The sequence below is a fragment of the Vogesella oryzae genome (assembly GCF_902829295.1).
GTDB lineage: Bacteria > Pseudomonadota > Gammaproteobacteria > Burkholderiales > Chromobacteriaceae > Vogesella > Vogesella oryzae.
Genome location: NZ_CADEPL010000019.1, coordinates 1 through 25,788, shown reverse-complemented (window position 1 = coordinate 25,788; position 25,788 = coordinate 1). Strand labels below are relative to the sequence as shown.

General features: G+C 64.3%; 20 protein-coding genes, 2 tRNA genes and 1 riboswitch. Of the genes, 15 read left to right on the top strand and 7 right to left on the bottom strand.

Annotated features, from left to right (window positions below; all coding sequences use genetic code 11):
• Positions 1-21: 21 nt before the first annotated feature.
• Both HU218_RS07715 and HU218_RS07710 read right to left on the bottom strand, forming a co-directional pair.
• Positions 22-2,808, bottom strand: coding sequence for a hybrid sensor histidine kinase/response regulator (locus tag HU218_RS07715; protein ID WP_174874369.1), 2,787 nt, complete (start codon positions 2,806-2,808; stop codon positions 22-24).
• Between the two features lie 206 nt (positions 2,809-3,014).
• On the bottom strand, positions 3,015-5,180 hold the full coding sequence (locus HU218_RS07710; RefSeq protein ID WP_174874368.1) for a malate synthase G: 2,166 nt from the start codon (positions 5,178-5,180) through the stop codon (positions 3,015-3,017).
• A gap of 132 nt (positions 5,181-5,312) precedes the next feature.
• Between HU218_RS07710 and HU218_RS07705 the strand changes: the two genes are divergently transcribed.
• From HU218_RS07705 to HU218_RS07680, 6 genes are all read left to right on the top strand, one after another.
• A complete protein-coding gene (locus tag HU218_RS07705; RefSeq protein WP_174874367.1) occupies positions 5,313-6,209 on the top strand; it encodes a LysR family transcriptional regulator in 897 nt (298 codons plus the stop codon).
• A gap of 221 nt (positions 6,210-6,430) precedes the next feature.
• Complete coding sequence (locus tag HU218_RS07700; RefSeq protein ID WP_174874366.1) at positions 6,431-6,973, top strand: iron transporter; 543 nt, start codon at positions 6,431-6,433, stop codon at positions 6,971-6,973.
• A gap of 85 nt (positions 6,974-7,058) precedes the next feature.
• Positions 7,059-7,385: a cupredoxin domain-containing protein gene (locus HU218_RS07695; protein WP_174874365.1), complete on the top strand. Its 327-nt coding sequence runs from the start codon at positions 7,059-7,061 to the stop codon at positions 7,383-7,385.
• A 10-nt stretch (positions 7,386-7,395) separates the two neighbouring features.
• Entirely contained in the window at positions 7,396-8,223 is an 828-nt protein-coding gene (locus HU218_RS07690) for an FTR1 family iron permease (RefSeq protein ID WP_174874364.1), read from the top strand.
• Entirely contained in the window at positions 8,220-9,620 is a 1,401-nt protein-coding gene (locus tag HU218_RS07685) for a 4Fe-4S binding protein (RefSeq protein ID WP_174874363.1), read from the top strand. Before HU218_RS07690 ends, HU218_RS07685 begins: the two co-directional genes overlap by 4 nt.
• Positions 9,621-9,739: 119 nt before the next feature.
• A tRNA-Tyr gene (locus tag HU218_RS07680) sits at positions 9,740-9,824 on the top strand.
• A gap of 61 nt (positions 9,825-9,885) precedes the next feature.
• On the opposite strand, the gene corA is transcribed toward HU218_RS07680, so the two are convergent.
• Together corA and HU218_RS07670 are read right to left on the bottom strand one after the other, a co-directional pair.
• Complete coding sequence (gene corA / locus HU218_RS07675; RefSeq protein WP_174874362.1) at positions 9,886-10,857, bottom strand: magnesium/cobalt transporter CorA; 972 nt, start codon at positions 10,855-10,857, stop codon at positions 9,886-9,888.
• Between the two features lie 131 nt (positions 10,858-10,988).
• Positions 10,989-12,380 (bottom strand): aminotransferase-like domain-containing protein, encoded by a 1,392-nt coding sequence (locus HU218_RS07670; RefSeq protein WP_174874361.1) that lies wholly within the window; start codon positions 12,378-12,380, stop codon positions 10,989-10,991.
• 127 nt (positions 12,381-12,507) lie between these two features.
• Here HU218_RS07670 and HU218_RS07665 point away from each other — a divergent pair, with 127 nt between their 5' ends.
• From HU218_RS07665 to HU218_RS07645, 5 genes are all read left to right on the top strand, one after another.
• The gene (locus HU218_RS07665; protein ID WP_174874360.1) at positions 12,508-13,272 is read left to right on the top strand and encodes a transporter substrate-binding domain-containing protein; all 765 of its coding nucleotides are present in this window, start codon (positions 12,508-12,510) and stop codon (positions 13,270-13,272) included.
• Between the two features lie 104 nt (positions 13,273-13,376).
• Positions 13,377-14,465: a M14 family metallopeptidase gene (locus HU218_RS07660; protein ID WP_174874359.1), complete on the top strand. Its 1,089-nt coding sequence runs from the start codon at positions 13,377-13,379 to the stop codon at positions 14,463-14,465.
• 69 nt (positions 14,466-14,534) lie between these two features.
• Positions 14,535-16,355: an ABC transporter transmembrane domain-containing protein gene (locus HU218_RS07655; protein ID WP_246210820.1), complete on the top strand. Its 1,821-nt coding sequence runs from the start codon at positions 14,535-14,537 to the stop codon at positions 16,353-16,355.
• An 8-nt stretch (positions 16,356-16,363) separates the two neighbouring features.
• A complete protein-coding gene (locus tag HU218_RS07650) occupies positions 16,364-17,374 on the top strand; it encodes a nucleoid-associated protein (protein ID WP_174874358.1) in 1,011 nt (336 codons plus the stop codon).
• 180 nt (positions 17,375-17,554) lie between these two features.
• Positions 17,555-17,630: transfer RNA gene (locus HU218_RS07645), tRNA-Thr, on the top strand.
• Positions 17,631-17,890: 260 nt separating this feature from the next.
• On the opposite strand, the gene HU218_RS07640 is transcribed toward HU218_RS07645, so the two are convergent.
• The 3 genes from HU218_RS07640 to katG all read right to left on the bottom strand — a co-directional run bounded on the left by HU218_RS07640 (position 17,891) and on the right by katG (position 22,013).
• Entirely contained in the window at positions 17,891-18,211 is a 321-nt protein-coding gene (locus HU218_RS07640) for a site-specific integrase (RefSeq protein ID WP_174874357.1), read from the bottom strand.
• Between the two features lie 99 nt (positions 18,212-18,310).
• Positions 18,311-19,603 carry a PAS domain-containing sensor histidine kinase gene (locus tag HU218_RS07635; RefSeq protein ID WP_174874356.1) on the bottom strand — a complete coding sequence of 431 codons (1,293 nt, stop codon included), beginning with the start codon at positions 19,601-19,603 and terminating at the stop codon, positions 18,311-18,313.
• Between the two features lie 202 nt (positions 19,604-19,805).
• Positions 19,806-22,013, bottom strand: coding sequence for a catalase/peroxidase HPI (gene katG / locus HU218_RS07630; protein ID WP_174874355.1), 2,208 nt, complete (start codon positions 22,011-22,013; stop codon positions 19,806-19,808).
• A 364-nt stretch (positions 22,014-22,377) separates the two neighbouring features.
• Positions 22,378-22,474: riboswitch (TPP riboswitch) on the top strand.
• 54 nt (positions 22,475-22,528) lie between these two features.
• Between katG and HU218_RS07625 the strand changes: the two genes are divergently transcribed.
• The 4 genes from HU218_RS07625 to HU218_RS17120 all read left to right on the top strand — a co-directional run.
• Entirely contained in the window at positions 22,529-23,545 is a 1,017-nt protein-coding gene (locus tag HU218_RS07625; protein ID WP_174874354.1) for a thiamine ABC transporter substrate-binding protein, read from the top strand.
• 10 nt (positions 23,546-23,555) lie between these two features.
• Positions 23,556-24,137 carry a GNAT family N-acetyltransferase gene (locus HU218_RS07620; RefSeq protein ID WP_174874353.1) on the top strand — a complete coding sequence of 194 codons (582 nt, stop codon included), beginning with the start codon at positions 23,556-23,558 and terminating at the stop codon, positions 24,135-24,137.
• Complete coding sequence (locus HU218_RS07615) at positions 24,134-25,666, top strand: ABC transporter permease (RefSeq protein ID WP_174874352.1); 1,533 nt, start codon at positions 24,134-24,136, stop codon at positions 25,664-25,666. The genes HU218_RS07620 and HU218_RS07615 overlap by 4 nt, the downstream gene beginning before the upstream one ends.
• Positions 25,653-25,788, top strand: a 136-nt coding sequence (locus HU218_RS17120; RefSeq protein ID WP_174874351.1) for an ATP-binding cassette domain-containing protein, incomplete at its 3' end; no start/stop codon positions are given. The genes HU218_RS07615 and HU218_RS17120, both read left to right, overlap by 14 nt.

Below are 25,788 nucleotides of genomic sequence, written 5' to 3'. Positions count from 1 at the left end.
GAATCCTGCCAGCCGCCGGCGCTAGTCCGGCGCCGGCAACTGTTGCGCCAGTGCCAGCTGGATATGGTCCAGCTCTGCGGCTAGCGCCATGACCTGTTCCGCCACGATGGTGCCGTCCTTGGCGCTGTCGTCCAGGGCCTGTGCCAGCTGCTGCAGCTGCCGGGCATTGATGTAGAACGCCACGGTTTTCAGGTTGTGGGCGATGCGCTGGATGTCCTCCAGCCGCTGCTCCTGCAACGCCCGGCGCAGGATGTCGCCATCGCCGCTGTGGTGCTTGCGGAATTTATGCAGTAGCGACTGGTGCTGTGCCTCGCTCTGCCCACTGGCCGGTTGCAGCACGCAGCCGGCAGGCGGGGTGGCAGGGGGGACGTTTTCCAGCTGGCGGGCGACCGCGTGGTACAGCTGTTCCTGGGTAAACGGCTTGGCCAGATGGTCGTCCATGCCGGCCGCCAGCGCCTGCTCGCGGGCCTCGTCGAAAGCGTGGGCGGTGACGGCGATGATCGGTAGTTGCAGACCGTGCTCGCGGATGAGGCGGGCAGCCGCCAGACCATCCAGTTGCGGCATGTGGACATCCATCAGGATGGCGTCGAAGCCGTGCTGCAAGGCCATGTCTACCGCCTGCTGGCCGTTTTCGGCACAGCTGACCCTGGCGCCGGCAGCTTCCAGCAATTCGCTGGCAATCTGCTGGTTGATCGGGTTGTCCTCGGCCAGCAGGATGCGGCGACCCTGCAAGCGCGGGTCCATGGGCGTCGCCTGCGGCTGCTGCGGGATTGCCGCTGGCAGCGGGGAGAGCAGGGCGGCACGCAGCGTGGCGGGCAGTAACGGGCGATCGAGGATGCGGACCGGCTGGCAACTGGCATCCAGCCGCGAGTTGTAGGCCGGTGCCAGCAACAGGATGGGGCAGCCATCGGCAAGCAGTTGCTGCAGCTGCGCCAGGTACAGGTGGCAGTCGCCCTGCTCCGGCAGGTCGGCAATGACCCGTTGCGGTGTGCGCATGCCGTCCTGCAGCATGACGCGGGCCGCGCCGATGCTGCTGCAAGCGCTGACGTTGGCGCCCAGTTGTTGCAGCAGCTGGCGGTTGTGCTCGCGGCTGCTGTCGTTGCGCTCGATCAGCAACACCGTCAGCGCGGCCGGCAGTGGCGCCAGTTCGCTGGCCGCAACATAGGGCAGGGCCAGCCGGAAGCGGAAGCAGCTGCCCTGGCCCGGCTGGCTGTCGGCATGGATTTCGCCGCCCATCGCCGCCAGCAGCTGACGACAGATTGCCAGTCCCAGACCGGTGCCGCCAAAGCGGCGGGTGATGGATTCGTCGGCCTGGGCAAACGGCTGGAACAGCCGGCCAAGGGTGGCCGCATCGATACCGATGCCACTATCGCGGACACTGAATTGCAGCGTGACAGCGGCGGCGTCGCGCTGCAGGCAATCCACCTCCAGGCGGATCTCGCCGGCCTCGGTGAACTTGATCGCGTTGCTGAGCAGGTTCAGCAGTACCTGCCCCAGCCGCACGGTATCGCCGTGCAGCGTCAGCGGCACATCGGCCGCGATGTGCACCAGCAGCTGCAGCTGCTTGGCGTCCAGTTGCTGACGCAGTTGATCCACCTGGGTCTGCAGTAACTGTTCCAGCTGGAACGGACGCTGCTCCAGCTTCAGGGTGCCGATTTCGGCGCGCGAGAAATCCAGCACGTCGTTGATGATGACCAGCAGCGAGTCGGCGGCGCTGCGTATTTTCAGCAGGTAGTCGCGCTCGCGCGGGGCCAGCGGTTGTTGCAGTGCCAGGCTGGTCAGGCCGGTGATGGCATTCATCGGGGTGCGGATTTCATGGCTCATGCGCGCCAGGAAGCCCGATTTGGCGCGGTTGGCTTCCTCGGCATCGGTAACGGCTTGCTGCAGTTGGCGCGTCCAGCTGCGGACAAAACGGTAGCCGAGAAAACCCATCGCCAGGAACATGATGGCCACCACCATGTAGACCGCGGACGAGGAGGCGGAAATCAGCGCCACCGCCCGTTGCCAGCCGGCCGGGGTGGCCAGCTGCTCGCTGGCCTGTACCGCATTGCGGCTCAGCCAGAACGACAGCGCGATATACAGGTACACCCCGCTGACCACCATTCCGGCGGCCGGCAGCACCCAGCGCAGGCTGGTGTGCGCTTGCCGCGGGGTATCGAACAGTTCGCGGTCGCGCCAGCGGGTCAGGGCCGGTGCCAGCAGGTACAGCAGCGGACCACAGATCAGCAGCAGCTGCAGGAAGTTGCCCAGCCACCAGCCCTGCCACAAGCCGAAGGCATCGCTGGAGCCGATGCGGTTGGTGTAGATCCAGATAAAGGCGCCGCTGGCGCTGAACACGCTGCTGAAAAAGGCGATCAGCGCGAAAAAGAACAGCGAATCCGCGCTGCGCAGGCTCAATGGCACCGGCAGCGCGCGGTAGGCGATGGTGAACACCGCCAGCCCAAGCGGATTGGACAGTGCGAACAGTGCCGCCCACGGTAGCGGCAGCCCGGCATACAGCGACAGGCAGAACGTGGCCAGGTAGGCCGGAATGGCACCCCAGCCCAGCCCGAACAGCAGGCACCACAGCAGGCACAGCGTCAGCGGCGGATACACCGACACATAAAACGACACGCCGCCAAACTGCATGCCGATGCCGGACCACTGCCAGATGACTGCGCCCAGCCCCAGTCCGATGGAAGCAAACAGTGATAGCAGCCAGCTGCCCAGCAACAGGCTGCGCGCCGGCACTGGCGCCTGCTGCAGGCGCCGTGGCGACAGCGGGCGGTAGCAGGCAGGTTCAGCAGTGTTGGCTAGCAAGGTTTCCATTGGAAGCTCCACGGATCGATGACTGAAGGCGGCTGCAGTACGGACAACAATGCCGGCTCGCTAATACAGAATTCTGGCATAAACCGCCCGTCCCGATGTTGGTCGAGGTTAAAAACCGGTGGTTTGCGGCCAACTTTGGGTGCTGGCGTTGCCTGCCAGCATGAAAAAAGCGCCCCGCAGGGCGCTTGTGCTCTAAGTCGCGACGATCAGGCCTCGGCCTTGGCGACCTGGCGCCAGGCGTGCAGCAGCGGTTCGGTATAACCGGACGGCTGGGCGCAGCCCTTGAACACCAGATCGCAAGCGGCCTTGAAGGCAACCGAGTGGTTGAAGTTGCCGGCCATATTGCGATACAGCGGGTCGCCGGCATTCTGCTGGTCCACCACCGCGGCCATGCGCTGCAGCGTCTCCATCACCTGCGCCTCGGTGACGATGCCGTGGCGCAGCCAGTTGGCAATGTGCTGGCTGGAGATGCGCAGCGTGGCACGGTCTTCCATCAGGCCGATGTTGTGGATGTCCGGTACCTTGGAGCAGCCCACGCCCTGGTCCACCCAGCGCACCACGTAGCCGAGGATGCCCTGTGCGTTGTTGTCCAGCTCCTGCTGAATCTCTTCCGTGCTCCACTGCGGGTTGGCCGCAACCGGGATGGTCAGCAGATCGTCCAGCAGATCGACGGCCGGCTGGGCTTCCAGCTGCTGCTGTACCTGTTGCACGTTTACCTGGTGGTAGTGCAGCGCGTGCAGCACGGCGGCGGTGGGCGAGGGTACCCAGGCGGTGTTGGCACCGGCTTTCGGGTGGCCGATCTTCTGCTTCAGCATCTCGGCCATCAGGTCCGGCATCGCCCACATGCCCTTGCCGATTTGCGCGCGGCCACGCAGGCCGCTGGCCAGGCCCACTTGCACGTTGTTGCGCTCGTAGGCGGTGATCCAGCTTGAGGTCTTCATGTCGCCCTTGCGGATCATCGGGCCGGCTTCCATTGCGGTGTGCATCTCGTCGCCGGTGCGATCGAGGAAACCGGTGTTGATGAATGCCACGCGGCGTCGCGCTGCCGCAATGCAGGCGGCCAGGTTCACGCTGGTGCGGCGCTCTTCATCCATGATGCCCAGCTTCACGCTGTACTGCGGCAGGCCCAGCAGTTGCTCCACGCGGCCGAACAGCTCGTCGGCGAAGGCTACTTCGGCCGGGCCGTGCATCTTCGGTTTCACGATGTAGATGGAGCCGGTGCGCGAGTTGCCCTTGCGCTGCTGGTCGTGCAGCGCGATCAGGGTGGTCACCACCGCATCCAGGATGCCTTCCTGGATTTCGCGGCCTTCACCGTCCAGGATCGCCGGGTTGCTCATCAGGTGACCGACGTTGCGGATGAACAGCAGGCTGCGGCCGTGCAGGGTCAGCTCGCCACCGTTGGCCGCACTGTAGCGGCGGTCGGCGTTCAGGCGGCGGGTAAAGGTCTTGCCGCCTTTTTCCACTTCCTCCACCAGCGTGCCCAGCATCAGGCCCAGCCAGTTGCGGTACACCACTACCTTGTCGTCCGCATCCACTGCGGCTACCGAGTCTTCGCAGTCCATGATGGTGCTGATGGCAGCCTCCATCACGATATCCTTCACGCCAGCGCCGTCCTGCGCGCCAATGGCGCTGGATTTGTCGATCTGGATCTCGAAGTGCAGGCCGTTGTTTTTCAGCAGCACGCTGGTAGGCGCGGCGGCATCGCCATTGAAGCCGATGAACTGTGCCGGCTGCTTCAGGCCGGTAACGCTGCCGTTCTGTAGCGCTACCTGCAACTGGCCGCCTGCCACGCGGTAGGCGGCGGCGTCCTGGTGCGAGCCGCCTTCCAGCGGCGCCGCCTGATCCAGAAACTCGCGGCCGAAGGCGATAACCTTGCCGCCACGCACCGGGTTGTAGCCACCGGCCTTGCCGGCGCCGTCGGCTTCGCTGATGGCATCGGTGCCATACAGCGCGTCGTACAAGCTGCCCCAGCGGGCGTTGGCCGCATTCAGCGCATAGCGGGCGTTCATCACCGGTACCACCAGCTGCGGACCGGCCTGTTCGGCCAGTTCGGTGTCGATGTTGCTGGTGTCGATGCGGCTGTCGGCCGGAACCGGCTGCAGATAGCCCAGGCCGGTAAGGAATGCCTTGTAAGCGGCCATGTCGGCAATCGGGCCCGGATGGGTGCGGTGCCACTGGTCGATCTCGCTTTGCAGGCGGTCACGTTCGGCCAGCAGGGCGCGGTTCTTCGGGCCGAGTTCATGCACAATGGCATCGAAACCTTGCCAGAAGGCGGCGCTATCGATGCCGGTGCCCGGCAGGGCTTCCTGCTCGATGAAGTCGTAAAGGTTGGCCGCAACGGCCAGGCGCTGTTTCTGGATGCGTGCAGTCATGGATGCTCTCTCTGTAGATATATATGGCGCCGGAGCGCGGGGTTTTTCGACGTTATGACGGCCAGTGTAGCCATGTTGCTGCGCTGCGCAAAGCGCTAAAATGCCACAACATCTTTTACTTTTGGTGTGCTAATGGACGTATTCAAGCAGCTTGAAACCTTTGTTTCGGTGGTGAATCTGGGCAGTCTTTCTGCCGCCGCGCGGCAGGAACAGGTAGTGCCGGCCATCATTGGTCGCCGGCTGGATGCGCTGGAGCACCGGCTGGGCGTCAAGCTGCTGGTGCGCACCACCCGCAGCATCGCGCTGACGCAGGAGGGCAGCGCCTTCTACGAGGACTGTCTGCGCATCCTGGCCGAGCTGGATGAGGCCGAGTCGGCGGTTGCCAGCGGCAGTGGCCGCGCGCGCGGGCTGTTGCGGGTATCGGCGCCGGCCGGTTTCGGCCGCCAGCACGTGGCGCCGCATGTCGCCAGCTTCCTGCGCAAGCATCCGGACCTGCGCATCGCGCTGGATCTGTCGGACCGGCTGGTAGATCTGGCGCGCGACCGTATCGATTGCGCGATCCGCATTTCCGATCTGGCCGATTCCAGCCTGATCGCGGTGCGGCTGGCGGAAAACCGCCGCGTGGTGGTGGCGTCGCCGGCTTATCTGGCGCAGCGCGGCATGCCCAAGACCCTGGACGATCTGGAGCGCCACGACTGCCTGTCGCTGGGCGAAAGCCAGAGCCGCGGCTGGACCTTCAAGGTGGGCGGCGAGCTGGTGAACCTCAAGGTGCGCGGTGCGCTGGAGTGCAACGACGGCGCGGTGCTGCACGACTGGGCGTTGCAGGGGCTGGGTCTGACCTGGCGCTCGATGTGGGAAGTGAAGGATGACATCGGCGAGGGCAGGCTGGTGACGGTACTCGACAAGTTCTCCTCGCCGGACTACCCGGTGTACGCAGTGGTGGCGCAGCGCCGCTATCTGCCGGGCAGGGTACGGCTGTTCATCGAACATCTGCGCGAGGTGTATGCCGCGCCCGGTTACTGGGACTGACGGACGGTGTGGTTTCTGATGCGCTGCCGGTGCCCGGCATTTTTATTTTAAAAACAGCCGTTTAATTATTTTCATGTAATTTCCGGGCAGAAAACACATGCCGGATACAACGATAATTGTGGACATATTAATGATAATGGTTCTTAATGTGGTTCTGATTTGATTTCTGGCCAGTAGTCATTGCGTCTGGCCGCATCGTTTATTGCAAAGGGAACCCAAGCATGCGTCTTCGTTACAGTGCCCTGTTGGCCGCCAGTCTGTTTACCCTGCCCGTGCTGGCGCAAGCCGCCGAATACCCGATCGGCAAACCGCAGATCAAGGCCGGTCTGGAAGTGGCCGCCGTCTATCTGCAGCCGGTGAAAATGGAGCCGGACGGCATGATGACCAAGGCGGAAGCCTCCGACGTGCATCTGGAAGCCGACATCCACGCCGCCAAGGGCAATCCGAACGGCTTTGGCGAAGGCGACTGGGTGCCGTACCTGATGATCAAGTACGAGTTGCAGAAAGTGGGCAGCAGCGAAGTGATCAAGGGCGACTTCATGCCGATGGTGGCATCCGATGGCCCGCACTACGGCGACAACGTCAAGCTGATGGGCCCGGGCAAGTACAAGCTGAAGTTCACCATCATGCCGCCGAGCATGAACCAGCACGCCCACTTTGGTCGCCATGTGGACAAGGAAACCGGCGTGGGTCCGTGGTTCAAGCCGTTTGATCTCAACTACGAATTCACCTACGCCGGCATCGGCAAGAAGGGCGGCTACTAAGCCGGCCTTGCCCCGCTAATGTCTGTGTCAGCGCCGCCGGCTATGCCGTGGCGCTGTTCTGCGTTGTATTTGCCTAAGGAATGTCATGCCTACCCGCCTGTTGCTGATTGCCGCCTTGCTGTTGCCGTTTGCGGCCCATGCCGACGATCTGCCGACTTTCAAACTGGAGCTTAACGACGGCAAGCTCAACACCCGCCAGATCAACGCGCCGGCCGGCAAGCGTTTCAAGATCGAGTTCATCAACAAGGGCAAGACTGCGGCCGAGTTCGAAAGCCTGTCGCTGCGCAAGGAAAAAGTGCTGGCACCGGGGGCGGAGAGCTTCGTGACGCTGGGGCCGCTGTCGCCGGGCGAATACAAGTTTTATGACGAATTCCATATGGCGACCACGCAGGGCGTGATCGTCGTCAAGTAAGGAGCCGGTCATGGGTCAGGTACTGTTTATTGTCTGGCGCGAGAGCGTGGAAGCGATGCTGGTGATCGGCATCCTGCACGCCTGGTTGTCGCACAACGCCGCCGATAGCGGCGGCAAGCGCTGGCTGTGGGGCGGGGTGGCGCTCGGTCTGGCGTTGGCCGCACTGCTGGCTTTCGGTCTGTTTGCCGCCGCCGAACTGCTGGGGCCGCATCAGGATGCGTTCCAGGCCGGCATGGTATTCGTGGCGGCGGCGCTGATCGTTCACATGGTGCTGTGGATGCGCGAGCACGGCCGCACGCTGAAGAAAGACCTGGAGTCCGGCATGGCGGCGCGCGCCGCCCGCAATAACTGGTGGGGCGTGCTGGTGCTGGTGGCAATTGCCGTCGCGCGCGAAGGCAGCGAGGCGGTGGTGTTCCTGTATGGCATGCTGGCCAGCGCCGAGGGGGCGGAGCTGGGCTGGATGGCCGGCGGCGGCGTGATCGGCTTCGTGCTGGCACTGCTTACCTTCTGGCTGCTGCAACTGGGCGGGCGTTATCTGTCGTGGCGGCTGTTCTTCCGCGTGACCGAAATCATGCTGCTGCTGCTGGCCGCCGCGCTGTTCATCAGCGGAGTGGACAAGCTGCAGTCGATGGAGCTGCTGCCGACGCTGGTTGACCGGCTGTGGGACAGCTCGGCGCTGGTGGATGACATGAGTCCGGCCGGCGGCGTGCTGGCGGCGCTGACCGGCTATCGCGCACAACCGTCGCTGACCAGCCTGCTGGCCTATGCCGGCTACTGGGCGGGCATCCTGTTGTTGCTGCGCTGGCGTAATCCGCGGCCGCAAAGGTTGGCCGCATGAGTTGCAGCGTATCCGGCCCGCGTCCGGCAGGGCGTCTGGCCAAGGTCGGCGACTGGCTGCGCGAGCACGCCGGTTTGATCCGCCTGCTGCAATGGCTGGTGGTGCTGGTGTATGCGGTATTGCTGATCGTGCCGGCGGTGCTGCCGTTGCCGGATGAAACCGCGCACGTGTGGAACCACATCACGCTGCTGGCCGAGTTTGCGTTCTGGGGCATCTGGTGGCCGTTCGTGCTGCTGTCGATGCTGCTGTTCGGCCGGCTGTGGTGCGGTGTGCTGTGCCCGGAGGGTGCGCTGGCAGAGTGGGCGGCGCGCCACGGCAAGGGGCGGCCGATTCCGCGCTGGATGCGCTGGGGCGGCTGGCCGTTTGTCGCTTTCGTCTGTACCACGGTGTATGGCCAGATGGTCAGTGTCTACCAGTATCCGAAAGCCGCCTTGCTGGTGCTGGGCGGCTCCACGGTAGCCGCCATGGCGGTGGGCTACTGGTATACCCGCGGCAAGCGCGCCTGGTGTCGTTACCTGTGTCCGGTCAACGGCGTGTTCTCGCTGCTGTCCAAGCTGGCGCCGGTGCATTTCCGCGTCAACGAGGCTGCATGGCAGGCCTCGGTGGCCAACAAGCGCAGCATCCCGATCAAGGCGGTGGACTGTGCGCCACTGCAGCCGATCCGCCAGATGCAGGGCGGCAGCGGCTGTCATATGTGCGGGCGCTGCAGCAGTCACCGTGATGCGGTGGCGCTGTCGTGGCGCTCGCCGTCGGACGAGGTGGTGCGGCTGGGCGCCAGCGAGGCGGATGGCTGGCAGACGCTGCTGATCGTGTTCGGCTTGCAGGGGGTGGCGATCGGTGCCTTCCACTGGAGCGCCAGTCCGTGGTTCGTCGCCATCAAGCAGGCGCTGGCGGAGTGGCTGATCGACCATGAATGGTTCTGGCCGCTGGACAGCAATGCGCCGTGGTGGCTGTTTACCCACTATCCGGAAAAGAACGACGTATTCAGCTGGCTGGATGGCGGGCTGCTGCTGGCCTACATCGCCGCTACCGCGCTGGTGCTGGGGCTGGGTGGCATGCTGTCGCTGGCGCTGGCGGTACGCAGCGCTGGGCGCTGGCAATGGCAGCGGCTGCATCATCTGGCGCAGGCGCTGATTCCGCTGGCCGGTTGCGGCGTGTTCCTCGGCTTGACCGCGGTGACGCTGGCGCTGTTGCGCGGCGAGGGCGTGTACTGGTTCTGGATCAACGACCTGCGTCTAGCACTGCTGCTGGCGGCCAATCTGTGGTCGCTGTGGCTGGCGCAGGGCATCGTGCGGCAATGGTGCACCGGCTGGCGCCTGCTGCTGCCGCTGCTGGCCTTTGCTGCCGGGCTGGCGTGGGTGGATAGCGCCTGGGGCTGGCTGTTCTGGTGGTGGTAACCATTTGGCATGGTTATGATTTTTCGGCGATTTTCTTTATTTAAAAAAAGAATTGCAGAAAAATGGCAATAAATGGTTGACGGGCAGGGGGGCGGTAGCTATTATTCGCCTCCTCTTCTGGCGGGATTCCCGAGCGGTCAAAGGGATCAGACTGTAAATCTGACGGCTCTGCCTTCGAAGGTTCGAATCCTTCTCCCGCCACCAGAATAAAGAAAACCCCGTGTCTTGCGACACGGGGTTTTTGCATTGTGCTGCCGCTCGCGGGTTACAGCCATCCTGCCTTGCGGAAGCGCCACCACATCAGCACGTCCAGCAGCAGCATCACCAGCAGGGTGACCTGGAAGCCGTCGCGGGCGCTCAGGCCCGGCATATTGTTGAAGTTCATGCCATACAGGCCGGCAATCATGGTGGGAATGGCGAACAGGGCGGCCCAGGCGGCCAGCTGTTTGCTGACGCTGGAGTCGTCCAGCGAGATCATCGCCAGATTGACCTGGATGGCGGTGGACAGCATGTCGCGCTGGGTTTCCAGGCTGCGGATGATGCGTGCCAGGTGGTCGTCCACATCGCGGTAGTAGTTTTGCAGTTCAAAGCAGACGCGCGGGACGCGACCGCCATGCAGCCGGCCGACCGCCTCGTGCAACGGCACTACCGCATGGCTGACGGTGACCAGCTTGCGCTTGAGGGCGTACAGGTCTTCGATATTTTGCCGCGCCGAGCTTTTGCTGCCGAACAAGCGCTCCTCCAGTTCGTCCAGCTCGTCTTCCAGGCGGTGCATGATGGCAAAGTAGCGGTCCACCGCCGCATCGATCAGCGCGTAGAACACGAAGCCGGCGCCGTGCTGCAGCAGTTCCGGCTCGTGCTCGCAGCGCTCGCGCACACTCTGGAAGCCCTTGCGGGTGCCATTGCGGATCGACAGCACGAAATTGGGGCCGACAAACAGGTCCAGCTCGCCCACGATCAGCGCGCCCTGTTCGTCGTGCTCCAGGGTTCGTACCACGCAAAACAGCACATCGTCGTACTCTTCCAGCTTCGGGCGCTGGTGGCCGTTGCGGGCGTCCTCCACCGCCAGTTCATGCAGGTCAAACTGGCGGGCCATCGCATCCAGGTCCTCGGGGCTGGGGTCGCGCAGCGCTACCCATACAAAGCAGTCCAGATGCTGCAGGTAGTCATGGATTTCTTCCTGCGCCAGGTCGGCCAGTTTCCTGCCGTTCTGGTAGGCAGCGCAGTTGATCAGCATGCTTGTCTCCCCGTTGCTGTGCCGCGCGGGCGGACGGTGTTTTTTGGCGGATGACCGCCATGCTTGGCGATTGCCGTTTGCCCGTTATGCTGCCGGCAAGGGCATGGCGTGGCAAGTCGCGTGCCGGCCGGTCAGGGCAATGGCTGGCTGGCCGTTGCCAGAAAGTCGAACACCGCCTCGCTGAGGTAGGCGACATTCAGCCGTAACCAGGGCGTGCTTTCGCGTTGCGGCCGGAACAGGATGCCGGGCGCCAGCAGGATGTCCTGCGCCAGTGCCTGTTCGGTAAGGGCCAGCGGGTCAAGCTCGCGTGGTGGCCTGGCCCACAGGAACAGGCTGGGGGCGGGGGCGGCAAACAGCTGCCAGCCCAGGTGCTCCAGCCGTTCGCGGGTGGCAAGGTTGGCCGCTAGCAGGCGCTGTTGCAGTTTCTGCAGCCGCCGGCGGTAGCCGCTGTCGGTCAGCATGCCCAGCGCCAGTTGCTCGCTCAATTGCGACGAACTCAGCCCGCTGACCATCTTGTGATTGAGCAGGGCGTCGATCACGGTGTCGGCGGCAACGACATAACCGACGCGCAGCGTCGGCGCCAGCGTCTTGGACAGGCTGCCGACGTGAATCACCCGCTCGGTGCCGCCCAGCGCCTGCAGCGGGCCGGGGCCGCCGCTGGCCAGTGCCGCCGAGACATCGTCCTCCACGATCCAGCAGGCGTGCTGCTCTGCCAGTTGCAGCACGCGGTGGGTGGTGGCGTGGTCGTAACTGGCGCCGCTGGGGTTGTGCAGGCGCGGATTGGTGAAGAAGGCGCCGGGGCGGTGGGTCGCCATCAGCCGCGCAAGCTGCTGGCAATCCGGGCCCTGCGCCGTCCACGGCACGCCGATCACGCGGGCGCCGGCCATGTCCAGCAGGGTAATCAGATTGCAGTAACCCGGGTCATCCACCAGCACGGTGTCGCCCGGCCGCACCAGCACCCGGATGATGAGCTGCAAGGCCTGGCTGGCCCCTTCGGTCAGCAGGGTGTTGTCCGGGCGCGCTGGTTGGCCGCATTCCTGCAGCCACTGCGCCAGCCATTGCCGCAGCGGCAGCCAGCCCATGGAGTCGCCATAGCCGGTCGGGGCGCCGCTGCGCGCCAGACTGCGCAGGCTGCGTTGCAACCCGTCGGCATCGTACCAGTCGGCCGGTAGCCAGCCGCAGCCGGGCTGGCTGTCACCATCTGCCGGGTTGAAGCGGTTGTCGATCAGCCAGAAGGCGTCGATGGATTTCTGCGGCTGGCGCGGTGCCACCGGCTGGCGCTGCCCCTGCCGCGGGCTGATGAAAAAGCCATCGCCACGGCGGGCCAGCAGAATGCCCTCGGCCACCAGCCGGTCGTAGGCTTCCACCACGGTAAAGGTGCTGACGCCATGCAGGCTGGCGAACTGGCGGATCGATGGCAATTTGCTGCCGGCCGCCAGCTGGCGGGCCTGCACCGCTGCGCGGATGGCGCTGACGATGCGCTCGGTCAGGGTGCCGGTGTACTGCGCCAGCGGCAATTGCATGGGGTCTCCTCTGTACAGGTTCGACGGCCTGTACAGTCAGGCGTCGGCGGGGCATGGCCGTATATGTTAGCGCGCGTGGCGGCTGAGTAGAGTGGGATTTCCCCAGACATCGAACAAGGAGATCCCGATGCGTAAACGTTTGCTCGCTGCTGTTGTGCTGGCCGCTGCGGCCAACCTGGCCTGTGCCCAGGAGCCGTTGCGTGTGGTTACCGAGGGCACCTTCCCGCCCTACAGCATGACCAGATCCGACGGCAGCCTGACCGGTTTCGACGTCGATATTGCCAATGCGCTATGTGCCGAAATGAAGGTCAAGTGCCAGATCGTGGCCAATGAATTCGACGGCATGATTCCGGGGCTGATTGCCAGGAAGTTCGACGTGGCGGTGGCATCGATGGCGATTACTCCGGAGCGGCAAAAGGCGGTGGCGTTCAGCGACAAATACCAGGGCGGCTATTCGACGTTTGTTGGCCGCACCGGCCAGAAGCTGGATGGTTCGCCGGCCAGCATGAAGGGCAAGAGCATCGCCGTGCAGACCGGCACCATCCAGGCCAACTATGCCCGCGCGGTATACGCGCCGGCCGGCGCCACGCTGCGCATGTACAGCACGGTGGAAAACGCGCTGCTGGATGTGACCAGTGGCCGGGTGGATGCGCTGATGGTGGAAATCGGCAGTGCCTACGAGCTGAAAAAAACGCCCAAGGGCAAGCTGGTGGAAACCTTCGGCCCGAAGATGAACGATCCGCGCTACTTCGGCACCGGCTCCGGTATCGCGGTGCGCAAGGATGACAAAGTCTTGCTGGGCAAGATCAATACCGCGCTGAAGACCATTCTGGCCAACGGCACCTACAAGCAGATCAACGACAAGTACTTCGACTACAACCAGTACGACTGATCGCCCACAGACCCGGTGTGCCGCTGTCCGGCGCGCCGGGCTTGCCATCGAACCGCCCCGGCACGGCGGCGACAGCTCGCCGTAGCCGGGTTCTGGAAGTCAGCATGATCCGAATCGAACACCAGTTGCCGGGCGACATGCCCGGTCATCACTACCAGTTTTACAGCTATCACTTTGGTGCGCCGGATGCCGGCGGGCCGCATGTCTATCTGCAAGCCGGGCTGCATGCCGACGAATTGCCCGGCGTGTTGCTGTTGCACCGCCTGCGCCAGCGCCTGGCCGCGCTGGAAGAGGCTGGCCGGGTGCGCGGCCGCGTCACCCTGGTGCCGATGGCCAATCCGGTCGGCATGGCACAGCACTGGCAGGGGCAGCACCATGGCCGCTTTGCGGCAGGCAGCGGCGAGAACTTCAACCGCCATTACCCGGACCTGAGCGCGCATGCCGCCCAACTGCTGCAGCGGGAGGAGATGACAGTAAAACAGGCACTGTTGACGGCGCTGGCGGCGCTGCCGGGCGACACCCTGCTACAGCGGCTGCGTCACAGCCTGTTTACCCTGGCCTTGCCGGCCGACTATGTGCTGGATGTGCACTGCGACAGCGAGGCTGTGCTGCACCTGTACGCCAATCACCGCCATGCCGACGCCGTGGCCGGGCTGGCCGGCTGGCTGCAGGCCGAGGCCAGCCTGTTGTGTGACGAGGCCGGTGGCATGTCGTTCGACGATGCCATCGTGCAGAACTGGCGCCGGCTGGAAGCCGGCCTTGGCCTGTCGCTGGCGATCCCGTTTGCCGCCACCGTGGAGTTGCGTGGCGTGGCCGATGTCAGCGACACGTTGGCCGCAGGCGATGAAGCCGGGCTGCTGGGCTGGTTGACCGGCATCGGCGTCATCAGCGGTGCGGCCGGTAACGCACCGGCACCGCCGCGGGCGGCGACGCCGCTGGCCGCCGTGGAGTGCGTGACCGCGCCGCAGGGCGGCGTGCTGGTGTACCAGGCCGACTACGGGCAATGGCTGCCGGCCGGCAGCCAGCTGGGGTATGTACTTGACCCGCACAGCGGTGCCCACACACCGCTGCTCAATCGGCACGCCGGTTACTACTTTGCCCGCGTCGCCGGCCGGCTGGTGAATGCCGGCACCGAGGTGGCCTATCTGGCGGGCGAGGCAGCGCTGCGCAGCGGCATGCTGTTATCGGCCTGAGCGGGGCGGGCGCTTGTGTTGTGCCATGGCTGCTACCATGTACTGGTTTTATGCTGCCGTGGAGGCAAGGTGCGACCCATTCCCCTGTTGCAGCGGCTGACGCCGCTGTCCGGCCTGCTGCCATTCATGCGGCCGTATCGTGGCCGCTTCGTGCTGGCGGGCTGCGCACTGCTGGTGGCCGCCGGCGCCACGCTGCTGCTGCCGGTGGCATTCCGCTATCTGATCGATCATGCCTTTGCCCGCCGCGAGGCGGTGGACGGCTATTTTCTGGCCCTGTTCGCGGTGGCGGCGGTACTGGCGGTGTTTACCGCCTTGCGCTTCTATCTGGTGTCGTGGCTGGGCGAACGGGTCACCGCCGACCTGCGCAGCGCGGTGTACCGCCACGTCATCGCCATGAGCCCGGAATACTTCGAGACGCTGCAGACCGGCGAGGTGCTGTCGCGGCTCACTACCGACACTACGCTGGTGCAGACCGTGGTGGGTACCAGCCTGTCGCTGGGGCTGCGCAATATGCTGCTGATGCTCGGCGGGCTGGTGATGCTGGCGGTGACCAGCCCCAGCCTGACCGGCTATATCCTGATCACACTGGCGGTGGTGGTGCTGCCGATCCTGATCTACGGCCGGCGGGTGCGGGCGTTGTCGCGTGCCAGCCAGGACCGGATTGCCGACTCCAGTGCCATGGCCGGCGAAACGCTGAACGCGGTGCAGACGGTGCAGGCCTTTGCGCAAGAGGCGCGCGAAGTGTCGCGCTTCTCGGATTCGGTAGAAACCAGCTTTGCCACCGCACTGGCGCGTATCCGTGCCCGCAGCCAGCTCACCGCCATCGTCATCCTGCTGGTGTTCGGTGCCATCGTGTTCGTGCTGTGGCTGGGGGCGCATGCGGTACTGGCCGGCCAGATGAGCAGCGGCCAGCTGGCGCAGTTCATTCTGTATGCGGTGGTCACTGCCGGGGCGATCGGCGCGGTGGCCGAGGTGTGGGGCGACCTGCAGCGCGCCGCCGGCGCCACCGAGCGGCTGCTGGCCTTGCTGTCGCAGCGCTCGCCGGTGACGCCGCCGGCCCGGCCGCAGCCGCTGCCGGCCACGGGCGAGGGCATCCGCCTGCAGGGCGTGCGCTTTGCCTACCCGTCACGCCCGGCGCAGCCGTCGCTGGATGGCATCGATTTGTGGGTGAAACCGGGCGAGCAGGTGGCGCTGGTCGGGCCGTCCGGTGCCGGCAAGACCACGCTGTTCCAGCTGCTGCTGCGCTTTTACGATCCGCAAGTTGGCCGCATCACCCTGAATGGCGCCGACATCGCCACGCTGGACCCGGCGGTGCTGCGCCGCCATATCGGCATCGTGCTGCAGGATACGGTGATCTTTGCCGCCAGCGCGCTGGAGAACATCCGTTACGGCCGGCCGGAAGCGAGCGACGAGGAAGTGATGGCGGCGGCACGGGCAGCGGCGGCGCACGATTTCATCGTCAAACTGCCGGAGGGCTACCACAGCTTTCTTGGCGAGCGCGGCGTGCGGCTGTCCGGTGGTCAGCGCCAGCGCATCGCCATCGCGCGCGCCATTCTGAAGAACCCGCCGATCCTGCTGCTGGACGAGGCCACCAGCGCACTGGATGCCGAATCCGAGCAACTGGTGCAGGCGGCGCTGGAACGCGCTGCGGCCAACCGCACCACGCTGGTGATCGCCCACCGTCTGGCCACGGTGAAGCAGGCGGACCGCATCGTGGTGCTGGACGGTGGCCGTATCGTCGCCGAGGGCCGTCACGACGAGCTGCTGCAACGCTCGCCGCTGTATGCCAGGTTGGCCGCATTGCAGTTTGGCGTGGCGGGCGGGCATGCGGCCAACCTTGTTGCGGCGGCGGCGGGCGGCGATAATCGCGCCTCAACTGAAACGGAGTAACACACAGCATGCAGATCAGCGAAGCCCGAGTAGAACGACTGGTGATCCACCGCGTGGGCAACCCCAGCCGTGGCGAACCCCTGCAGCTGTCCGGCAAGGCCATCGGCGTGGACGAGGCGGTGTCGGCGCTGATTCTCGACGGTTACCTGAAGGGCATCGTCTCGGACAAGAAGAAGTTCCAGTTCGTGCACGAGACCGATCTCAACCTCAACGAGCTGTATCACTACAGCCGCCGCTTCTTCCGTGGCGAGGTGGACCTGCTGGAGGTGTCGGGGCAGATCGCCAAGCACCTGTACGCCCGCTCCCAGCATCCCAATATCGCCGCCGGCGACCTGCTGATCATCCTGTTCTCCGGCCTGGGCGAAGCCGACGCGCCGCAGCGCGCGCTGGGCATTTTCAAGGCCGAGATCCAGGAAGACTTCCTCACCATCATCGAAAGCGGCGAGGTGTTCGACATCAGTCACGCCTCCGGCATCAACCCGCGCCTGATCGACAAGGGCGCACTGGTGCTGGAAAGCGGCCCCACGCTGTACGCGGTGGACCGTCTCGGCCACGAGGCCAAGTTCTGGCTGGACGATTTCCTGCGCGCGCTGCGCGTGCCGGACAGCAGCTCTACCAGCAAGCTGGTGGCCGAGGTGATCGAGCAGGTGGCGGAGGAGATTGCCGACCCGGCCGAGCAGCTGCGCTTCCGCGAAGAAGTGCTGACCCATTGCAAGGCCGAGCCGGAAGTATCGCCACGCGATATGGCCGACATGGCCGAGCGCTATGTGCCGGCCAACGAGGTAAACCGGTTGTTCGACAGTGCGGCGGAAAGCTACGGCTTCTCGCTGCAGAGCGAGGCGCCGCTGCCGGCACAGGGCGTGGCCAAGCGGCTGGAGAAGTTCTGGAGCAAGGTAGGGGTAGGGCATGGCGTCAGTCTGCTGCTGCCGTCCGACCTGAGCCTGCAGAACGTGCAGAGCGTGAAAGGTGACAACGGCGAGCTGACGCTGACCTTGCACCTGTTGCAGCGCGAAGAATAAGCCCGTTACTTGATTGCCAGGAGCCAAGGCCGCTGCCGCGAGACAGCGGCCTTGTCGTTGCTGGCAGGCAGACTCTGGCCATCGCCACGATCCGCTGATTTGTAAAAACAGCAAATTACGATAAAAGATTAAAAAAAGCTTGCCAAAGCCAAAGGTATTGCATATTATTCGTCGCCTAACGCCGGTGTAGCTCAGTTGGTAGAGCACCTGACTTGTAATCAGGGGGTCGCGAGTTCGATTCCTGCCGCCGGCACCAGATTTACAGCCCCTTGCAGCAATGCAAGGGGCTGTTTTCATTTGAATTTTTGATTGTCTTGCGAGGCCGAGTGAGCCTGCGATCAGGAAGTTGGGTTTCTACAAAAAATCAGATGCTTCTACAAAAAATCTGGCGGGCGCCTTTACACCCGTCTGTCAGTATCTCTTTTTCTTTGTCAGTCAGTCCGTGCGGAGTTAGGAGTGGTGCGGTAGCCTCCGCGGCCTTTACATGGTGCTCGGTCATCTTTTCACTCGCATGACCTAACCGACGCCGTGGGTGGCCGAGGCCCGGCACTTCTTCGCTATCCGTCGCCGCCTTGCCTCGCCGGTCACGAAACCGAAGTCCTCAATGCCGCCAGCTTTGCAGGCGCGGTTGAAGCGGTAGTGCAGGGCGGATTTGCCCAGCGGCTGGCCCTGCCCGTTCTGCACCAGCTGCAGCGAGCGTACCTTTCCATGGTTGGCCAGCGATTGCTCGGTGGTGATGCGGTTCAGGACATTGAACAGTTGGCCGGTAATCTCGATGCGTAACGCGGTCCCGGTTTTGCGTTGGCGGATCCAGCGCTGTCGCGGCAGTTGTCTCACTGACTGAAGAAAGCTTCACCGTGCGCCGTAGAACGAATGGGCGCGATCTTGCCAGGCCGGTATGCCGGATTCACTTTGCGGAAGGAAAGGTGGTGGGAATCAGCCGTCCTGGTCTTGCGGTGTAATGGGGGCCTGTAGCGGCAAGATCATCTTGAAGCGTGTCCCTTCGCCCTGCGTGCTGTCTACGCTAATCGCGCCGCCAAGTAAGCCACTGACGATGTTGAAAACAATGTGCAGACCCAGTCCGCTGCTTCCTTGCCCAAGGCGCGAGGTAAAGAACGGGTCGAAAATGCGGGGGAGGTGTTCCTTGGGAATGCCGCAGCCATCATCAACCACGGTCAGCTCGGCTACGTTTTTATGCTGCTGACCGGAAATCACGATGCTGCCGTGCTTGCGCCCTTCGAGGCCGTGCTTGAGTGCGTTTTCAATCAGATTGACCAGAATCTGGCCAAGAGGACCAGGATAGCCGTCGATTTCGATGGCCGGATCAATGGCTGTTTTAACCTGGTAGGGTGTTTTATTCAGGATGGGGTGCAGCGTCATGACAACTTCATCGGCTACTTGCTGCAAGTTGAAGCGTCGGCGTTGCGAGCTGGCACGGTCGACGGCGACCTGTTTGAACGATTGAATCAGGTCGGAGGCGCGCACGATATTGCGTTCGAGCAGTTGCGCGCCGTCGGAAACATGGCTGAGAAACTCTTTCAGCTCTGATTTGCGAATACCCGCGGCGTCATCCAGACGTTGGCCGAAGTTCTGGCTGGTTTCCACCAGGGTGGTGGAAACCATGCGCGCATTGCCGATTGGCGTATTCAGTTCATGGGCAATGCCGGCAACCAGCGCGCCCAGACTTGATAACTTGGACTCCTGAACAAGCTGGTCTTGCGCCTGGCGCAACTGCTGCAGGGTGTCTTCCAGTTCTTTGTTTTTGCTGGCGAGCTCCCGGGTTCTTTCGGCGACCAGAATCTCAAGGTGGCTACGATAGCGGTCCAGTTCTTCTTCGTTCTGTTTGCTTTGGGTGATGTCTTCAAACGTCGTGAAAAACAGGTTTTCGACTTTGCGCATCATGATCATTACCCGCCGCACCTCGCCATGCCGGGTGGTCACGAAGTACTCGCGGCGGGGTGTCGGGCGGCCAGTCTTTACCGATTGGGTAATGTCGGCCTTCCAGGTATCTATCACCCAGGCTCTATAACTCGGATCCGGGTAGGCTCGTTCCATCCAGGCATCAACATCGGACAACTCGTCGCAGGTGTAACCGAAGGCCATAGCAAATGCCTCGTTTAGCATCAGAATTTCGCCTTCTGTACTGGTAATGCCTATCGGCATCGGCAGGAACATCAGGGCGTTTCTAAGATTGCGTTCAGTCGTTTTGATCGATTGGCGTTGAGTCATGGTTTCCTGTGCGGCGGCAGGCCATCCGCAGTTGAGCGCAAGTGACAAGTTGACATTCAAGTTTCGTCCGCTTTGCTTTGCCGGGCAACCTGAATAACTTAATGTTGCTGAAAGCGCGTTATGTCGTCCTTTTTGGGCAGTTAAAAACCAAAAAAGGCAAACCGTTACGGTTTGCCTTCGGGTTGGCCGCAAGCCACGTGGTTTATGTCAGATCGAAGCGATCCAGGTTCATGACCTTGTTCCAGGCGGCGACAAAGTCGCTGACAAATTTCTGCTCGGCATCGCTGCAGGCATACACCTCGGCCAGTGCGCGCAGTTGCGAGTTCGAGCCGAACAGCAGGTCCACCACCGTCGCCGTCCACTTCAGCTCGCCGCTGTGGCGGTCGCGTCCTTCCAGTACACCGGCGGTGCTGCTCGGCTGCCACTTGGTACCCATGTCGAGCAGGTTGACGAAGAAGTCGTTGCTCAGCGTTTCCGGCCGCTTGGTCAGCACGCCATGCGGGGTCTGGCCGCTGTTGGCGTTCAGTGCGCGCAGGCCGCCAATCAATACCGTCATCTCCGGTGCGCTCAGCGTCAGCAGTTGCGCCTTGTCGAGCAGCAGTTCGCCCATGACGCCTTCCAGCCCTGGTGTCGCGTAGTTGCGGAAGCCGTCGGCCTTGGGTTCCAGCACCTGGAACGATTCCACATCGGTCTGCTCGGCGCTGGCGTCCATGCGGCCCGGTGCAAACGGTACGTTGATGTGCTGGCCGGCCTTGGCGGCAGCGGCTTCGATGGCGGCGCCACCGGCCAGTACGATCAGATCAGCCAGCGAGATCTTCTTGCCGCCGGCGGCGCCGGCGTTGAAGTCCTGCTGGATGGCGGCCAACGTCTGCAGCACTTTGGCCAGTTGCGCCGGCTGGTTGACGGCCCAGTCTTTCTGCGGCGCGAGGCGGATGCGGGCACCGTTGGCGCCGCCGCGCTTGTCGCTGCCACGGAAGGTGGCGGCGGAGGCCCAGGCAGTGTTCACCAGCTGCGCAATGGAGAGGCCACAGGCCAGTACCTTGGCTTTCAGCGCCGCGATGTCTTGTGCATCGACCAGCGGATGATCGACGGCCGGGATCGGATCTTGCCAGATCAGTTCTTCCTGCGGCACCAGCTTGCCCAGGTAGCGGGCGCGCGGGCCCATGTCGCGGTGGGTGAGCTTGAACCAGGCGCGGGCGAAGGCGTCGGCAAACGCGGCCGGGTCCTGGTGGAAGCGGCGGGCGATTTTTTCGTAGGCCGGGTCGAAGCGCAGCGACAGGTCGGCGGTGGTCATCATCGGCGGATGCTTCTTGCTCGGGTCATGCGCATCCGGAATCATGTGTTCCGGCTTCACGTCCTTGGCCACCCACTGCTGCGCACCGGCCGGGCTCTTGGTCAGTTGCCATTCGTAGCCGAACAGCATGTCGAAATAGCCGTTGTCCCAGGTGGTCGGGTTCGGTTTCCACGCGCCCTCGATGCCGCTGGTGGTGGTATGCACGCCCTTGCCGCTGCCGAATCGGTTGATCCAGCCGAGGCCCATTGCCTCGATCGGTGCCGCTTCCGGCTCCGGGCCGACCAGCGCCGGATCGCCGGCACCGTGCGCCTTGCCGAAGGTATGGCCGCCGGCCACCAGCGCCACGGTCTCTTCGTCGTTCATCGCCATGCGGGCGAAGGTTTCGCGCACGTCACGGCCGGAGGCGACCGGGTCCGGGTTGCCGTCCGGGCCTTCCGGATTCACGTAGATCAGGCCCATCTGTACTGCGGCCAACGGGTTTTCCAGCTGGCGATCGCCGGAGTAGCGGCTGCCTGGTTTGTCGCTGGTGGCCAGCCAGGATTTCTCCATGCCCCAGTAGATGTCTTCTTCCGGCGCCCAGATGTCCGGACGGCCGCCGGCAAAACCGAAGGTCTTGAAGCCCATCGATTCCAGTGCCACGTTGCCGGCCAGAATGAACAGGTCGGCCCACGACAGCTTGCGGCCGTATTTCTGCTTGATCGGCCACAGCAGGCGACGGGCCTTGTCGAGGTTGCCGTTATCCGGCCAGCTGTTCAGCGGGGCAAAGCGCTGGTTACCGGTGCCGGCGCCACCGCGACCATCCGCGATGCGGTAGGTGCCGGCCGCGTGCCAGGCCATGCGGATCATCAGCCCGCCGTAATGGCCCCAGTCGGCCGGCCACCAGTCCTGCGAGTCGGTCATCAGCGCATGCAGGTCCTGCACCACGGCATCCAGGTCCAGGGTCTTGAATTCGGCGGCGTAGTCGAAGCCGGCGCCCATCGGGTCGGATTCGGCGCCGTGCTGGTGCAGGATGCCGAGCTTGAGCTGGTTGGGCCACCAGTCGGCATTGGATTGGCCGCCGGCCAGTGTGTGCGGGGCGGTGCTACCGGCGAAGGGGCATTTGGCTGCTGTGGACATGGGAATCTCCTGTTGTTGTCGCTACCTGGCTGCCGCGTGGCGGCAGGCGATAAATGGTGGTGTGGCTGTCTGTACGGCTGATGGTGTGCGGCGCGGCTTATTGCATCCAGACCAGGTTGGCCCAGATTTCGTCGAGCTGGCTGCGGCTAGACAAGAAACGTTTCATGGCATGTGCTCCGTGCTGATGACTGCAGTATGGCGATGGCTTATTGATTTGTTAAATTGATTGTTGTTAATTGATTGTTTGTCTGTGGCTATGGGTGCTTGTGTGATAGTTCATGCCACGGCCAAAGGCAAAAGCAGTGGCGGGTAATGGCCGTTGCGGCCAACTTTGAGCATTACGGTGCAGGCGCTATACTCGCGGCTCGATCACCGGGGGTGCCTGCCAGACGGCGGGCTGAGACATACCCCAGAACCTGATCTGGGTCATACCAGCGGAGGGAGCGTGATGCGCGGCCCGGCCGCGTCCCGCTTCTTTTTTTGGTGCGCGCCATTACCAAAAGAGGATGTCTACGATGTTCAAGAAAACCGTATTGTTGCTGGCAGTGGCCGGCGCCTCCCTGTCCACGCTGGCTGGCGAGCTGCGCGTGCTGACGCACAGCTCCTTCAGCCTGCCCAAAGAACAGCTGGCCGAATTCGAAAAACAGGCCGGCGTGAAGCTGTCCATCATCAAGGCCGGTGATGCAGGCGAGATGCTCAACAAGCTGATCCTGACCCGCGCCAACCCGATCGCCGATGTGGTGTACGGCATCGACAACACCCTGATCGGCAAAGCCAATGCCGCCGGCGTGCTGGAGCCGACCAGCAGCAAGGTTGGCCGCAACGTGGCCGGCATCAGCCTGCCGGGCGCGGTGGCGGTGGACTATGGCTATGTGAACCTCAACATCGACAAGGACTGGTTCGCCAAGCACAAGCTGGCTGTGCCGGCTAGCCTCGACGATCTGGCCCGCCCGGCCTACAAGGACCTGCTGGTGGTGGAAAACCCGGCAACGTCCAGCCCGGGTCTGGCCTTCCTGCTGGCGACCATCGCCGGCAAGGGCGAGGCGGCGGCATTCCAGTGGTGGGCCAAGCTGCGCGATAACGGCGTCAAGGTCGCCAAGGGCTGGAGCGAGGCCTACTACACCGACTTCAGCCGCAATGGCGGCGCGCGCCCGATCGTGGTGAGCTATGCCACCAGCCCGGCGGCCGAAGTGTTCTACAGCAAGGAAAAACTGGCAGCGGCGCCGACGGCCAACCTGCTGCTGCAGGGCGGCGTGTTCCAGCAGATTGAAGGCGTTGCCAGGGTGAAGGGCGGCAAGGAGCCGCAGGCAGCACAGGCGTTTGTCGACTTCATGCGCGGCAATGCGGCGCAGCAGGCGATTCCGACCGAAATGTGGATGTATCCGGCGGTGGCCGGCATCGGCCTGGACCCGGTATATAAGCATGCCGAGCTGCCCAAGTCCGCCACGACCCCGACGCTGGACGCCATGCAGCAGCACACGGCCGGCTGGGTCAGCCGCTGGGTGCGTGTTGTGCTGAAGTCCGGTAACTGAGCCTGTTGCCATGTCTGCGGCCAACCTTGTGGCGGATTGCCAGCAGCGCTGCCCCGACATTCTGGCGCCGCGCCTGATCCTGCGCCATCTGGATGCCGAGGTGTTGCGGCTGGGCAGCAATGGCCGCCATGGCGAGGCGGGGGCGCGGCTGGGCGCCACCTTGCCGCCAGACTGGCTTGGCGAGCAGGCGCTGATGGCGCTGCGGCTGGCTGACATGCTGGCCGATAGCGCCTACGCGCCGTGGTCGCTGCGCGCCATGCTGTGCCGCCACAGCGGCCGCATGCTCGGCCATATCGGCTTTCACAGCCTGCCGGCGCCGGATTACCTGCAAGCGCTGGCGCCGGGGGCGGTAGAGCTGGGCTACACCGTGTATGCCGAGCATCGCCGCCAGGGCTATGCCGCCGAGGCGCTGGCCGCCATGCTGCACTGGGCGCAGCGCGTCCACGGCCAGCGACGCTTCGTGCTGTCGATCGCCCCGCACAACGAGGCCTCGCTGGCGCTGGCGCAACGCTTCGGTTTTACCCGGGTTGGCCGCTGGCATGATCCGCAGGAAGGCGACGAGCTGGTACACCTGCTGGAGTGCGGGGCATGAGTTGGCCGCTACGCGGCAGCCTGGCCTTGCTGCCGCTGCTGTTTCTGGCCGCCATGGTGGCGGCACCGCTGACCCGGCTGCTGTGGGAGGGCGGCAGCGCCTTCAATCCGGCGCTGTTGCAGGATGGCTATCTGCAATGGCGGCTGCTGTGGTCGCTGGCGCAGGCATTGATCAGTTGTCTGCTGTGTCTGGCGCTGGGGCTGCCGCTGGCCTGGGTGCTGGCGCGTTATGACTTTCCCGCTCGCGGCCTGCTGTTGCGGCTGCTGTTATTGCCGTTCGTGATGCCGACGCTGGTGGCCGGCCTTGGCGTGCTGGCATTGCTCGGTCCGAACGGCGTGCTGGGCATCAATCTGCAAGACACGCCGTGGCTGCTGCTGTACGGCAATCTGTTCTACAACCTGCCGCTGTTGGTGCGCGCCGGCGTGGACGGCCTGTCGCAGGTGCCGGCCAGCCGGCTGCTGGTGGCGCGCACCTTGGGCGCCACGCCGTGGCGCACTTTCTGGCGCGTGGAGTGGCCGGTGGTACGGCCGTGGCTGGCGTCAGCGCTGTGTCTGATCTTTCTGTACTGCTTTGCCGGCTTCGGCCTGGCGTTGCTGCTGGGCGGGCAGCGCTATGCCACGGTGGAAGTGGAAATCTATTCGCTGGTGGCCTACGAGCTGAACCTGGCCGATGCCGGCGCGCTGGCCTTGCTGGCACTGGCGGTGGGCGCGCTGGCGGCTGGCGGCTACGCGCTGATCGAGCGCCGGCTGGTCAAGGATAGCCGCGCCGGCCCGACGCTGTGCCGGCGGCCGCAAGGTTGGCCGCAATGGTTGCAGCTGGCGGGCGCCTTGCTGCTGTTGGCGCTGTTTGCCGCCGCGCCGTTGCTGGCAATTGCCATGCGCGCGCTGCAGGCCGATGCGGCCAACTGGCAGGCGCTATGGGATGGCGAGGTGCTGGCCGCCATCGGCAATACCGTGCGTTTTTCCGGTGCCGCAGTGCTGCTGGCGCTGGCGCTGGGACTGGCGCATGGCATTGCCGCCGCGCGCTGGTGGTGGCTGCGCGCGCTGGGCTTCCTGCCGTTCATGGTGTCGCCGGTGATGCTGGCCTTCGGCCTGTTGCTGCTGTATCCGCAGTACGGTGCCAGCCTGTGGTTGCTGGAGTCGGCCTATGCCTTGCTGGCCTATCCGTTTGTCGCCAAGGCGGTGGCCGGCGCGCTGGCCAGTCTGCCGCCCACCCTGCCGGCGGCCGCGCGCACGCTGGGTGCCAGCCGCTGGCGGGCATTCCATCGCGTCAGCCTGCCGCTGATCCGCCCGGCCTTGCGCCGCGGGCTGGCGTTTGCCGCCGCCACCGCGGTGGGCGAGTTCGCGGTGACGCTGTTTCTGTCGCGCCCGGAGTGGACCACGCTGACCACGCTGATCTACCAGCGTCTTGGCCGGCCGGGTGCGGCCAACCTGGAGCAGGCGCTGTTGCTGACCTGCCTGTTGCTGGCATTTGCGCTGCTGGCATTTTTGATCATCGAATGGCCGGAGAAGAATCGTGCTGCAGATTGACGGGCTGAATCTGGCCTTTCGCCAGCGCCGGGTGCTGGAGAATGTGTCGCTGCAGGTAGCGGCAGGGGAGACGCTGGCGCTGCTGGGGCCGTCGGGGGCCGGCAAGTCCAGTCTGCTGGCGG